The organism is Mobilicoccus massiliensis (genome assembly GCF_000826525.2).
Taxonomy (GTDB): domain Bacteria; phylum Actinomycetota; class Actinomycetes; order Actinomycetales; family Dermatophilaceae; genus Mobilicoccus; species Mobilicoccus massiliensis.
Genome location: NZ_LN651324.1, coordinates 102,586 through 115,690, shown reverse-complemented (window position 1 = coordinate 115,690; position 13,105 = coordinate 102,586). Strand labels below are relative to the sequence as shown.

Sequence of the window (13,105 nt, the reverse complement as noted above, 5' to 3'; positions counted from 1 at the left end):
TGGTGGGTTCTCGGGACGGTCGCCCCGTCCTCAACTCGAACGTCCTGGTAGGAGCGTCAACAGCGCTCGAGAAGGAGGGTGCGATGTCCGCACCGGTCACCCCCGCCACGCCGTCGGCCCACCGGCCGACGGGTCTGCGGGAGCTCACGATCCGTGGCGTCGTCATCGGCGGCATCATCACGTTGGTCTTCACCGCGGCCAACGTGTACCTGGGTCTCAAGGTAGGTCTGACGTTCGCGACGTCGATTCCCGCCGCGGTGATCTCGATGGCCGTGCTGCGGATGTTCCGCGATCACAGCATCATCGAGAACAACATCGTGCAGACGATCGCGTCGGCGGCGGGCACGTTGTCGGCGATCATCTTCGTGCTCCCGGGCCTCGTGATGCTCGGGTACTGGACCGGATTCCCGTACTGGACCACGGTCGGCGTCTGCCTCTTCGGCGGCATCCTCGGTGTCATGTACTCGATCCCGCTGCGGCGGGCCCTCGTGACGGGCTCCGACCTGCCCTACCCCGAGGGTGTAGCGGCCGCCGAGGTGCTGCGCGTCGGGGACTCCACCGAGGGCCACGAGGAGAACAAGCGCGGCCTCAAGGTCATCATCGCGGGAGCGCTCGGCGCGGCCTGCTTCCTCTTGCTCGCCAAGCTCAAGCTCGTCGCCGAGGGCGTCGACAAGGCGTTCCGCGTCGGCTCCGGCGGCACGATGATCGGTTCGAGCCTGTCGCTGGCCCTCATCGGCGTGGGTCACCTCGTCGGCATCACCGTCGGTATCGCGATGATCGTCGGCCTCGTCATCTCCTGGGGCGTGCTGCTGCCGATGTACACCGCCGGCCAGGTCGGGGGCGGCGAGCCGCTCGCCGACGTCGTCGGTGCCGTGTTCAAGAGCGACATCCGTCTCATCGGCGCCGGCGCGATGGGTGTCGCGGCCGTGTGGACCCTGCTCAAGATCATCGGCCCGATCATCAAGGGCATCAAGGACGCCCTCGCCTCGACCAACGCCCGCGCCGCGGGCCAGGAGGTCGACATCACCGAGCGCGACCTGTCGTTCAAGGTCGTCGCGGGCGTCACCCTCGCCTCCATGCTGCCGATCGGCGCGCTGCTCTGGCTGTTCACCCGCGGCACCCCCCTGGAGGGCAACGCGACGGGCCTCGTCATCACCTCGATCCTCTACGTCCTGCTCGTCGGCCTGTTCGTCGCCTCGGTCTGCGGTTACATGGCCGGTCTCATCGGCGCGTCGAACTCGCCGATCTCCGGCGTCGGCATCATCGTCGCGGTCACCGCGGCCCTGCTCATCAAGGCCGTGCACGGCGTCGGCGCGGGCCAGACCGAGGCGCTCGTCGCCTACACCTTGTTCACGACGGCCGTGGTGTTCGGCGTCGCGACCATCAGCAACGACAACCTGCAGGATCTCAAGACCGGTCAGCTCGTCGGCGCGACGCCGTGGAAGCAGCAGGTCGCGCTCGTCATCGGTGTCGCCTTCGGATCGATGGTCATCCCGCCCATCCTCCAGGTGATGAACACGAGCTTCGGGTTCGCCGGAGCTCCGGGCGCGGGCAAGGATGCGCTCGCCGCGCCGCAGGCCTCGCTCATCTCGACGCTGGCCAACGGAGTTCTCGGCAGCGGCCTCGACTGGGGGCTCATCGGACTCGGCGCCACGATCGGTGCCGTCGTCGTCGTCGTGGACGAACTCCTCCACCGCGTCGGCAACCGCAGGCTGGCACTGCCGCCGCTCGCGGTGGGCATGGGCATGTACCTGCCGATCGACCTCACGCTCATGATCCCGATCGGCGCCGTCCTCGGCCTGCTCTACGACCGGTGGGCCCACCAGCGCTCGAACCCGGAGTCGGTCAAGCGCATCGGCGTGCTGCTCGCCACCGGCCTCATCGTCGGTGAGTCGCTCTTCGGCGTGCTGTTCGCCGGGGTCGTCGCCGCCACCGGCGATGAGTCGCCGATGGCGATCATGGGTGAGGGCTTCGAGCCGATCGCCAACATCGCGGGCGTCATCGTGTTCGCGGTCATCGTCCTCGGCCTGTACCAGTGGATCCGCACGCTGGCCCGCGGGACCGACCTGCCCGGGCCCGACATCGAGTCGGGCACGGCGAACGTGCGCTAGTCGCCTCGACGAAGGGCGCCGGATCCGACGAGGCCCGGCGCCCTTCGGCGTCCGGGGGCTGCCTGCAGCGATCGCAGACCGCGCGGCACGCCGGCGTCGACGGCCGGTAACGTCGCCGCCATGAGCGACGATCGCACCGCCGTTTCGAGGCCGGCCACGGCCACCGGCGTCACATCCGAGGCGCCGACGGCACTCATCGCCGGGTGCGGTGACCTGGGCACGGAGGTCGGTCTGCGCCTGACCGCCCGCGGCGACCGCGTTCTCGGCCTCCGGCGTACGGTCGACGTCCTCCCGCCGCAGATCCCCGGGCTCTCGGTCGATCTCACTCATGACGTCCCCGACCTGCCCCCGGGCCGTTACGAGCGCGTCGCGATCATCCTCACCGCCGACTCCCGCGACGAGGAGGCCTATCGCGCGACCTACGTCGGCGGACTGAAGCGGGTGTTCGAGGCCCTCGGCGCGGCGGGCATCGAGCCGGAGCGCGCGGTGCTCGTGTCGTCCACCGGCGTGTACGGCGATCTCACCGGCGACCTCGACGAGACCACGGCGCCACGCCCGGCCCGCCCCACTCACGACGTCCTTCTCGAGGCCGAGAGGCTCTTCCTCGAACGGATGCCCCGCGGCACCGTCCTGCGTCTCTCCGGGCTCTACGGCCCCGGGCGCGGACGGTTCATCGAGAGGGCACGCCGCGGCGAGATCGCCGATTCGTGGACCAACCGCATCCACCGCGACGACGCGGCGGCCGCCGTGGTGCACCTGCTCACCATGTCCGACCACCCGGGCCCCCTGTACCTCGGCACCGACACCGAGCCGGCACACGCACTCGACGTCGCCGACCACATCCGTGGCGAACTCGGGCTGCCGCCGCAGGAGCCGTCGCCTCGCGTCGCCGACGACGAGGGGCGCCGTCTCAGCTCGACCGCGCTGCGCGCCTCCGGGTTCGAGTTCGCCTACCCCAGCTATCGCGAGGGGTACTCGGCGATCATCGCCGGCGAGGGTCGCCGCCACCCCTGAGCCCGCGCTGCCGGGGTCGGGCCGGGACGACGCGGCGATCGACACGTTCCCGACCGCCGCCGGTTGCTGCGCCCGTGGGCCGACCTGCACCGTCGCGAGCGGGTGCGACCCGGAACGCACCCCTGCGCCTCCTTCACACCCCGTCACGAGATCGCCGGATCGCGGCGACGTCGGCGCGCCCCGGCCGCACCTGCACATGTACCCTGATCCACGTATGTCCTCGTTGCGTCAGATGTCGTTTCCGCGTCTCGTCGACGCTCGGACCGACGGGCGTCGCGGGACCCAGCCGGCATAGTCGACGTTCGAAAGAGGCGTTATCTCCCGTGACCGACAAGCCCTCGGCAAGCGACCCCCTGGCGGAGTTCGGACCCAATCAATGGCTGGTCGACGAGCTCTACGAGCAATACCTCGAGGACAAGCACTCGGTCGATGAGGCCTGGTGGGACTTCTTCGCCGACTACAAGCCGGGACAGGCGCGCAGCGGTGACGGTTCCGGGCCGAGCCGGCCCGCCCCGGCGAGGCCCGCGAAGAGTTCCGAGCAGAAGGCCGAGGCCAAGCCCGAGTCGAGCAAGGCGGGCGCGAAGGCCGAGGAGAAGCCCGCGCCGCAGAAGAAGCCCACGGCATCCTCCGACACCGAGAAGGCGGGCAAGGCGCCGGGGGGCAAGCCCACCGACGAGGGCGAGCGGCAGGCCACGACCGAGACCGGGGACCGCCGGCCGAGCAAGCCGTCGCCCAACACCGAGGCGGGAGCCGACACCGGCGCGGAGTCCAAGGCGGCGAGCGCCCAGAGTCACGAGACCACTCCCCCGGCTCCCAAGCCCGGCGACGAGACCCGCGAGCCGATGGCGCGTCAGATGCCGACCTCCCGTGACACCCCGGCCGCCAAGCCGGCCAAGGAGGTCGCCCAGAACGAGGTCAAGCCGTTGCGCGGCCCGGCGGCGCGCATCGTCACCAACATGGACGCGAGCCTCGAGGTGCCCACCGCGACGAGCGTGCGCTCCATGCCGGCGAAGGCGCTCATCGACAACCGCGTCGCGATCAACCAGCACCTGCGTCGCAACCGCGGTGGCAAGGTCTCCTTCACGCACATCATCGGGTACGCCGTGGTCAAGGCCCTCAAGGTGCTGCCCGACATGAACTACAGCTTCGACGTCGTCGACGGCAAGCCCTCGCTGGTCAAGCCCGCACACATCAACTTCGGCCTGGCCATCGACCTGCCCAAACCCGACGGCTCGCGCTCGCTGGTCGTGCCCTCGATCAAGGCGGCCGAGCAGCTCGACTTCTTCGGCTTCTGGAGCGCGTACGAGGACATCGTGCGCCGCGCCCGCGACAACAAGCTCACGGTCGACGACTTCGCCGGCACGACGATCTCGCTCACCAACCCCGGCACGATCGGCACCGTGCACTCCGTGCCGCGGCTCATGAAGGGCCAGGGCACGATCATCGGCGTCGGCGCGATGGAGTACCCGGCCGAGTGGCAGGGCGCGAGCCTCGACACGCTCAACCGTCAGGCCATCAGCAAGATCATGACCCTGACGAGCACGTACGACCACCGCATCATCCAGGGCGCGGCCTCCGGTGACTTCCTGCGAATCATCCACCGCAACCTGCTGGGTGAGGACGGGTTCTACGACGAGATCTACGCCTCGCTGCGCATCCCGTACGAGCCCATCCGCTGGAGCCAGGACGTCTCGACCACGCACGACGACGACCTCAGCAAGTCGGTGCGCGTGCAGCAGCTCATCCACGCCTACCGCGTGCGCGGACACCTGCTCGCCGACACCGACCCGTTGGAGTACCGCCAGCGTCGCCACCCCGACCTGCAGCTCTCCACGCACGGTCTGTCGATCTGGGATCTCGACCGCGAGTTCCCGACGGGCGGCTTCGGCGGCAAGCCCATGGCCACGCTGCGCGAGATGCTCGACGTGCTGCAGGACTCCTACTGCCGCACGGTCGGCGTGGAGTACATGCACATCCAGGACCCGGAGCAGCGTCGCTGGATGCAGGAGCGGGTCGAGGTGCCGGCGCAGAAGGTCGGCCGCGACGAGCAGATGCGCATCCTGCGTCGCCTCAACGCCGCCGAGGCGTTCGAGACCTTCCTGCAGACGAAGTTCGTCGGCCAGAAGCGGTTCAGTCTCGAAGGCGGCGAGTCCACCATCGCCGCGCTCGACGAGGTGCTCTTCATGGCGGCCAAGGACGGCATGGAGGAGGTCTGCATCGGCATGCCTCACCGTGGCCGCCTCAACGTGCTCGCCAACATCGCGGGCAAGAGCTACGGGCAGATCTTCCGCGAGTTCGAGGGCAAGCAGGACCCGAGCAGCGTCCAGGGCTCCGGTGACGTCAAGTACCACCTCGGCACCGAGGGCGAGTTCGTCAGTGAGGACGGCGAGAAGACCAAGGTCTACCTCGCGGCCAACCCGAGCCACCTCGAGGCCGTCAACCCCGTGCTCGAGGGCATCGTGCGCGCCAAGCAGGACCGTATCGACCTGCACGGCGAGGCGTTCACCGTGCTGCCGGTGCTGTTGCACGGCGACGCGGCGTTCGCCGGCCAGGGTGTCGTCCTCGAGACGCTGCAGCTGAGCCAGCTGCGCGGCTACCGCACCGGCGGCACCGTGCACATCATCGTCAACAACCAGGTCGGGTTCACCACGGCGCCCGCCTCCTCGCGCAGCTCGGTGTACTCCTCCGACCCGGCGCGCATGATCCAGGCGCCGATCTTCCACGTCAACGGCGACGACCCCGAGGCCGTCGTCCGCGTCGCGCGCATCGCGTACGAGTACCGGCAGAAGTTCGCCAAGGACGTCGTCATCGACCTCGTCTGCTACCGCCGGCGTGGACACAACGAGGGCGACGACCCCTCGATGACCCAGCCGCTGATGTACCACCTCATCGAGGCCAAGCGGTCGGTGCGAAAGCTCTACACCGAGGCGCTCATCGGCCGTGGCGACATCACGCCGGACGACGCGGCCGACGCGATGCGCGACTACCAGTCGCGGCTCGAGAAGGTCTTCATCGAGACGCGTGAGGCCACCAAGGCGCAGGGTCAGTCCACCGACCACGCCGGCCTGGAGCGTCCCGAGGCCCAGGAGCAGGACGATCGCACGCCGGGGCGTCGCGTGGCCACGGCCATCAACACCGAGCTCATGGAGCGTCTCGGTGACGCGTGGACGAAGTACCCCGACGGGTTCACGGTCCACAAGAAGCTCGTCAAGATGCTCGAGAAGCGCACCCAGATGACGCGCGACGGCGGCATCGACTGGGCGATGGGCGAGCTGCTCGCGTTCGGTTCTCTGCTCACCGAGGGCACGCCCGTGCGTCTGGCCGGGCAGGACTCCCGCCGCGGCACGTTCACCCAGCGTCACGCCGTGCTCATCGACCGCGAGACGGCCGAGGAGTGGACCCCGCTGCTCTACCTGGGCAACCAGGCGCGGTTCTGGATCTACGACTCGCTGCTCAGCGAGTACGCGGCGATGGGCTTCGAGTACGGCTACTCGGTCGAGCGGCCCGACGCTCTCGTGTGCTGGGAGGCGCAGTTCGGCGACTTCGCCAACGGCGCCCAGAGCATCATCGACGAGTTCATCTCCAGCTCGCAGCAGAAGTGGAACCAGCGCAGCTCGGTCGTGCTGTTGCTGCCCCACGGCTACGAGGGTCAGGGCCCCGACCACTCCTCCGCGCGCATCGAGCGGTACCTGCAGCTGTGCGCGCAGGACAACATGACGGTCGCCTACCCGAGCACGCCGGCGAGCTACTTCCACCTGTTGCGTCGTCAGGCGTACGCCCGCCCGCGCAAGCCGCTGGTGGTCTTCACCCCCAAGCAGCTGCTGCGCCTCAAGGCGGCCACGAGCCCGGTCGAGGACTTCACGCAGGGCACCTTCCAGCCCGTGATCCGCGACCACGCCGAGCCCGCGGCCCAGCAGGTCGACCGGGTGCTGCTCGCCTCGAGCCGCGTCGTCTACGACCTCGAGGCCACCCGCACCGAGCGCGAGGACGACCGCATCGCGATCGTGCGCGTCGAGCAGCTGTACCCGCTGCCCGCCGACGAGATCGCCGAGGCGGTCAAGGAGTACCCGAACGCCGACCTCGTCTGGGTGCAGGACGAGCCGCGCAACCAGGGCGCCTGGCCGTTCATGGCGCTCAACCTGCCGCAGGCCCTCGCCGACCGTGGCGAGACCCGGCCGCTGCACCTCGTGGCCCGGCCCGAATCGGCTGCGCCGTCGACCGGCTCGGCGAAGGTCCACGCGATGGAGCAGGAGCAGCTCATGAAGGACGCCTTCGACCGCTGACCCCCAGCGGCCGGCCCCCTGCGACCGGCGTCAACGAGGCCGCGGGGCCCCGCAACCGATGCGGGGCCCCGCGGCCTTCGTCCGGCACCGTGCGCGTGCGCATCCTCGCTGCGTACGGCGCGGTGCCGGTCGGTTCGAACGTTCGCGCGATGAGTGCACAGCACCTTGCCTCGCGCAGACCCGCTGCATACCCGCGCCGGGCACCCGGGTGCCCGAAGGACGACTGCGAATGAGGCAGAATGGCCCTCGTGTACTTCACCGACCGCGGCATCGAGGAACTCGCGAGTCGCCGTGGGGACGACGAGGTCACGATCGACTGGCTCGCCGAGCGGTTCCGCGTGTTCGTCGATCTCAACCCCGAGTTCGAGACCCCTATCGAGCGCCTCGCCACCTGGTTGGCCCGACTCGACGACGACGAGGACTGAACATTCGTGAGCACTGACGACACCACCGGCGCCTACGACTTCGCCGGCCACCCGGCGGACGGGGGCACCGACGACGCCCTCGACGACGGCATTCCCACCTCGTTCACCCCGAGCGCCGACTCCTTCGCGCACGACGGGCCGCGCGACGTCGGCATCGTCTTCATCGGCGACGGGTTCGTGTCGGGGTACGGCGACCCCAAGGGTCTCGGCTGGGTGTCGCGGGTCATGGGGCGCACGTCGCACCCCGATCTCGACGTCTCGGCGTACAACCTCGGGGTGCGGGGCGAGTGCTCCGCCGACGTGCTCGAGCGCTGGAAGGGTGAGGGTCTGCTGCGTTGGCAGGAGCGGCGCGAGCGCCGTCTCGTGCTCGGGGTCGGCCAGAACGACGTGCTCGTCAATCTCACCACGGCCCGCTCACGGCTCAACCTCGCCAACATCCTCGACGACGCGACCGCGCGCGGCATCGCGCCGTTCGTCGTCGGCCCGCCGCCCACGCTCGACCCGGCGCTCAACGAACGCATCGAGGTCATCGTCGAGGCCCAGGCCGACGTGTGTGCCCGCCGCTCGGTGCCGTTCGTCGACTGCTTCTACCCCCTCGTCGAGCACGACCAGTGGCTCAGCGACCTCGGCGCCTCCCGCGACCAGCGCCACCCCGGCCAGGCCGGGTACGGCCTGCTGGCCTGGCTCGTGCTCCACGGCGGCTGGGAGAGCTGGCTGCAGATCGGCGCCTGATCCGACTCGTCGATGCCACGCCTGGCCGGGGATCCCCGGCCGGGCGTGTGCTGTTTCCGATCGGGTTCTCCGACGCGTCGAGGGCGTCGCCGTCGGTCCGTCGCCGGGGCCCTGCCTCCTCGCGTCGACCTTCGCAGGAGGGGTCTGTCGCTGAGCCGATCCGCGATATATCGTGAGACTGGCAGTCACGATATATCGCGAATCAGGAGAGCCCGGATGGACGCGTATCAGAAGACCGACCGCATCGAACCTCCCATCGACTCCCCCGCGGTGCGGGAGTTCGACAACCCCAAGAGCGTCTCGGTGACGCTCCTCGGTGGCGGCGTCGACATGGTCGCCGCTCCCGGAACGACGACGGCACGACTGGAAGTCCGTGAACTCACCGGCCCGCCGCTCACCATGACGTGGAGCGACCGCGCACTCAAGATCGAGCAGATGCGCGACTCGGAGGGTCAGGTGTGGGGCCTGCTCAAGTCCTTCCTCGGTGGCGGCGTCGGCGAACGGCCTCGCGCGCGCCTCACCCTCACCCTGCCCGACGACACGGCCGTCTCGGTCAAGACCGCGAGCGCCGACGTGCTCTCCGGCGGCTCGCACGGCAACGTCTCGGTCTACACGGTCTCCGGCGGAGTCACCCTCGATCGCCCGACAGGTGCCGTCGACGTCGCGACGGTCAGTGGCGATGTCGAATGCGCCTCCCCCTCGGGCGAGCTCAAGGTCAAGACGGTCTCCGGCGGCGTCACCGTGCAGGACGCCGTGCTACGCACGACGCGCCTCAACAGCGTCTCGGGGCGCATGATCCTCGACCTGCGCCACGGTCCGACGCTGGTGACCGCCAACACGGTCTCCGGCGAGTTGTCGATCCGCCTGCCCGCCGGCAGCGGGTTCGACGCCACCGTCGGATCCGCCTCGGGCCATGTCGTCGTCGACGGCGAACCTCTGATCGAGGACGGCAAGCGTGGCGGGCACCGCTACACCGGCGACCGGAGCGTCGCGATCAAGGCACGCACGGTGTCGGGCGATCTCGTCGTCCTGCGGCGCGACGCCGGAACGACCGGGGCGCGCTGGACTCCCGAGACCGGGCCGGTGATCGGTGACCCGGGACGCAGCGACATCCAGGACGACCTGCGCCGCGATCCGCGGTCGTCGGACGTCCAGAGCGACCTGCCGAACGACGACGAGAACGGCCGTCCGGGCCCGGGGACGGCGTGGCGATGAGCGTCTTCGGCCACGGCCAGCTGCGGCTCTACCTCCTGGCGCTGCTCCAGGACGGGCCACGGCACGGCTACGACATCATCCGGGACCTCGAGAATCGGTTCTCCGGCCTGTACTCCCCGAGCGCGGGCACGGTATATCCGCGACTGGCCAAGCTCGAGGAGGAGGGGCTCGTCGAACGCACCGACGAGGGCCGCAAGGCGCTGTACCGGCTCACCGACGCCGGACGCGCCGAGGCCGAGGCTCGTGCCGCCGACATCGACGAGTTGGAGACCTCACTCGACGCCTCCGCCGAGCGGCTCGCCGACGAGATGCGTGCTCGCGTGCGCGCCGGCGCCGAGGAGCTGCGTACGGAGATGACCGCGGCGACGGCGCAGTACCGGACCACTGCGGATGACCCGGGGTCGCCGTGGAGCTGGGCGACCGACGCGGCCGGTGGCGCGGTTCCGCCGGCGTTCGATCTCGACGCCCTGCTCGGCGGCCTCACCCGCGGCAACCTCCCCGACCCCGACGCCATCGCGCGCGCCGCCCGCCGCTGGGGCTTCGGAGGGAGCCCGGAGAGGCGTCGCGAGGATTCGGAGACGGATGCTCACGATTTCCATCGTCCGCGCCCCGGGAGCCCTCCCGGCCGGCATGCCGGCGGGGCAGGTCCGGCGCCCACCGGTCCGGATGTCGCCGATGCTCACCGAAGTGACGACCCTGGTGACCGCCGTGCCGGCGCCGACGCCCCGACGTCGGAGAGTGACGCGATGAGCGCACGGGGCGGCGACGGGGCCCGGGAATCCCGCGCCGCAACCGAGCCAGCGCCGTCCCAAGTGACCAAGATCACATCCGATGACCGTAACGCGTCCGGCGGTGCACCGGAGGGCGATGAGGTCGTCGTGGAGGCCGGGTCACCGCCCCCCGCCGGCGGACCCTCGGGCACCCCGATGAACTCGAGCGGCGCGGGGGCCTCTGAGGCGGTGGCGGATGCCGTGACCGACGAGGACGCGATCCTCGGGGAGGTCGTCGAGGACAGGGAGGCACCTGCCGATTCCGCTGGAAGTCACGACGACCGACGGCAGGAGAGCCCGTTCCCCTCCCCCGATCAGGTGCGCGAGGTCGTCGCGATCCTCAAGGACGCGGGGGAGCGTATTCGGCGCGTGCTCGAGGCACCACGCGACTGAGATCGGACCCACGGATCGGCCCGCGACGCGCACGGCCCACACCGTCGCGCGTCGCGGGCCGACGTGCCGCCCAGGTGTCGCGCGGCCGCCACCGACGGCGTGAGAGGCACCTGGATGTCGACGAGCGCCGTTAGGGTGGGGCCCGCAGTCTCGCCCCTCGAGGAGGTCTCCATGCGTCCCGCAACCCGCCTGGCCGCCCTGTCCGCCGCCGCCTGTCTTGCCACGTTCGCCGCGCCGAGCGCCGCGTCGGCCGCCACGAACGAGACCGCCGGCGCTGCTGCGGTCGCCAAACCCGCGGTGCCGGTGCCGTCCGCGTCGTCGTGTGCGGTGTCCGCTCCTCCGGTCGTCACGACCACCGGCACGAAGACCTCGGTCGAGATGCGGTTGGGCCAGTGCCCCCTCGGGTCGCGAGCAACGTGGCGGTTGGTGTCTCCCTCCGACAAGGACGTCGCGCGCGTGAGCCTCACCGGCCGCGAGCAGACCGTGACCATCCCGACCCCGGACGCCTCCGCGATCGGCCGATACCGCCTCGTGCCGGTCTCGGGCAGTGACGCGGAGAACGGGCTCATGTACCTCACGCCCGGCGCCATCGTCGTCAAGAGCGGCTCCCGGCTGTCGACCAACGTCGGACGCACGAACGTCGCCGTCGCCGCCACCCGCTTCGACCTCAAGGCGAAGAAGCTGCGGCCCTGGTCGGGCGCCGTGGCCAGCCTGCAGAAGGGCACGTGCCGCGGGTCGGTGTGCACCTGGGAGACCGTGAAGTCAGCCCGCACCGACGCCAAGGGCTCCCCCTCCCGTCGGCGGGCTCGGCCCACCGCGTGACGACGGCCCCCACGTCGAGCGTCGGAGGCCGCACCGTCACCCTCAAGACCCGCTGACGGGCCCGTCCGGAGCCTCCGGGCAACACACGACCCAGAAGACGCCGAAACAGGCCCTTTCACCCCATCCCAGCCACGAAAACCCGGCGGCTCAGGGGTGAAAGAGCCTGTCTCGGCTCTCTTTGGCCTCACGCGGGACTCACTCAGCCGCACGCCGCCCAGCCGAAACAGGCGGGTTCGCCCGCCCGGGCGCCTCGCCCGGCCCGAGACGTGCGGGCGAACGTGCCTGTTTCGGCGTTCACGACACCGGGCTCACGCGTTGGTGAGGACGATCTTGCCGAAGGAGTCTCCCGAGGCCAGGCGTTCGAAGGCCTGGCGGGCGTCGGCCAGGGGGACCTCGAGGTCGACGATCGGGTCGAGGTCGTGGCGCCGGACGAACTGGGAGAGGAGTTCGAGTTCGGCGCGGTTGCCCATCGTCGAGCCGATGACGCGGAGTTGTCGGAAGAAGATCTTCGTGAGTTCGGTCTTCTTGGGTGCGTCGCCGCTGGTGGCGCCGCACGTGACGATCGTGCCACCGGGGCGCAGGACGTTGACGGAGTGGGACCACGTGGCGGCGCCGACCGTCTCCATGACGGCGTCGACCTTCTCCGGCAGCCGGGCTCCGGACTCGAACGCTGCCTCGGCGCCGAGCTCGACGGCACGTTGCCCCTTCTCCTCGTCACGGCTGGTCACCCACATGCGCAGGCCCGCGGCGGCACCCAGCTGGATGAGGGCGGTCGCGACACCGCCGCCGGCGCCCTGCACGAGCACGAGACCCCCCGGCGTGACGTCGGCGTTGCGAAAGAGCATCCGGTAGGCCGTGAGCCAGGCGGTGGGCAGCGCGGCGGCAGTGGCCCAGCTCATGTCCTCCGGCTTGGGCACGAGGTTGCGCGTCGGGACGAGCACCCGCTCGGAGAACGTTCCCTGGTGCACCTCGGAGAACAGCGAGCGCTTGGGGTCGAACGTCTCGTCCCCGAGCCAGCCCGGCGAGGCGATGACGCTGTGGAGGATGACCTCGTTGCCGTCCTCGTCGATGCCGGCGCCGTCGCAGCCGAGGATCATCGGGAGCCGGTCGGCGGGCAGGCCGACACCTTGTAGCGACCAGAGGTCGTGGTGGTTGAGCGTGGCGGCGCGCAGGGTGACGACCGACCACCCGTCACGGGGCTCGGGATCGGGACGTTCACCGACGACGAGGCCGGAGAGCGGGTCGGACGCGGACTGTGATTCGCAGTAGGCGGCAAGCATGGCGCCCACGCTAGTCAGGGATGCGACGGGTACGTCGCCTCGAAGGGACGCGGATTCTCG

9 protein-coding genes are annotated in these 13,105 nt (G+C 70.4%); 8 read left to right on the top strand and 1 reads right to left on the bottom strand.

Going from position 1 to position 13,105, the window contains the following annotated elements:
- Positions 1 to 83: 83 nt before the first annotated feature.
- The 8 genes from BN1197_RS01495 (at position 84) to BN1197_RS01460 (ending at position 11,765) form a co-directional block, all read left to right on the top strand.
- Positions 84 to 2,111 (top strand): OPT family oligopeptide transporter, encoded by a 2,028-nt coding sequence (locus BN1197_RS01495; protein ID WP_040155513.1) that lies wholly within the window; start codon positions 84 to 86, stop codon positions 2,109 to 2,111.
- Positions 2,112 to 2,231: 120 nt separating this feature from the next.
- The gene (locus BN1197_RS01490) at positions 2,232 to 3,125 is read left to right on the top strand and encodes an NAD-dependent epimerase/dehydratase family protein (protein ID WP_245851782.1); all 894 of its coding nucleotides are present in this window, start codon (positions 2,232 to 2,234) and stop codon (positions 3,123 to 3,125) included.
- Between the two features lie 323 nt (positions 3,126 to 3,448).
- Positions 3,449 to 7,408, top strand: coding sequence for a multifunctional oxoglutarate decarboxylase/oxoglutarate dehydrogenase thiamine pyrophosphate-binding subunit/dihydrolipoyllysine-residue succinyltransferase subunit (locus tag BN1197_RS01485; RefSeq protein WP_040155511.1), 3,960 nt, complete (start codon positions 3,449 to 3,451; stop codon positions 7,406 to 7,408).
- A gap of 248 nt (positions 7,409 to 7,656) precedes the next feature.
- Positions 7,657 to 7,833 carry a DUF6104 family protein gene (locus BN1197_RS01480; protein ID WP_095999827.1) on the top strand — a complete coding sequence of 59 codons (177 nt, stop codon included), beginning with the start codon at positions 7,657 to 7,659 and terminating at the stop codon, positions 7,831 to 7,833.
- A gap of 6 nt (positions 7,834 to 7,839) precedes the next feature.
- Positions 7,840 to 8,565, top strand: coding sequence for a GDSL-type esterase/lipase family protein (locus BN1197_RS01475; protein ID WP_082043523.1), 726 nt, complete (start codon positions 7,840 to 7,842; stop codon positions 8,563 to 8,565).
- Positions 8,566 to 8,781: 216 nt separating this feature from the next.
- Positions 8,782 to 9,780: a DUF4097 family beta strand repeat-containing protein gene (locus BN1197_RS01470; RefSeq protein ID WP_040155509.1), complete on the top strand. Its 999-nt coding sequence runs from the start codon at positions 8,782 to 8,784 to the stop codon at positions 9,778 to 9,780.
- Entirely contained in the window at positions 9,777 to 10,943 is a 1,167-nt protein-coding gene (locus tag BN1197_RS01465) for a PadR family transcriptional regulator (RefSeq protein ID WP_095999826.1), read from the top strand. Before BN1197_RS01470 ends, BN1197_RS01465 begins: the two co-directional genes overlap by 4 nt.
- A 171-nt stretch (positions 10,944 to 11,114) precedes the next feature.
- Complete coding sequence (locus BN1197_RS01460; RefSeq protein WP_141397173.1) at positions 11,115 to 11,765, top strand: hypothetical protein; 651 nt, start codon at positions 11,115 to 11,117, stop codon at positions 11,763 to 11,765.
- A 308-nt stretch (positions 11,766 to 12,073) separates the two neighbouring features.
- Here BN1197_RS01460 and BN1197_RS01455 read toward each other — a convergent pair whose 3' ends face one another.
- On the bottom strand, positions 12,074 to 13,045 hold the full coding sequence (locus tag BN1197_RS01455; RefSeq protein ID WP_040155505.1) for a zinc-binding dehydrogenase: 972 nt from the start codon (positions 13,043 to 13,045) through the stop codon (positions 12,074 to 12,076).
- Positions 13,046 to 13,105: the final 60 nt, after the last annotated feature.

What these genes read in the sequence shown, in the direction of transcription:
- BN1197_RS01490 (WP_245851782.1), top strand. Translation starts at nt 2,232, where the DNA reads ATGAGCGACGATCGCACCGCCGTTTCGAGGCCGGCCACGGCCACCGGC.
- BN1197_RS01465 (WP_095999826.1), top strand. Translation starts at nt 9,777, where the DNA reads ATGAGCGTCTTCGGCCACGGCCAGCTGCGGCTCTACCTCCTGGCGCTG.
- BN1197_RS01455 (WP_040155505.1), bottom strand. Translation starts at nt 13,045, where the DNA reads ATGCTTGCCGCCTACTGCGAATCACAGTCCGCGTCCGACCCGCTCTCC.
- BN1197_RS01470 (WP_040155509.1), top strand. Translation starts at nt 8,782, where the DNA reads ATGGACGCGTATCAGAAGACCGACCGCATCGAACCTCCCATCGACTCC.
- BN1197_RS01495 (WP_040155513.1), top strand. Translation starts at nt 84, where the DNA reads ATGTCCGCACCGGTCACCCCCGCCACGCCGTCGGCCCACCGGCCGACG.
- BN1197_RS01460 (WP_141397173.1), top strand. Translation starts at nt 11,115, where the DNA reads ATGCGTCCCGCAACCCGCCTGGCCGCCCTGTCCGCCGCCGCCTGTCTT.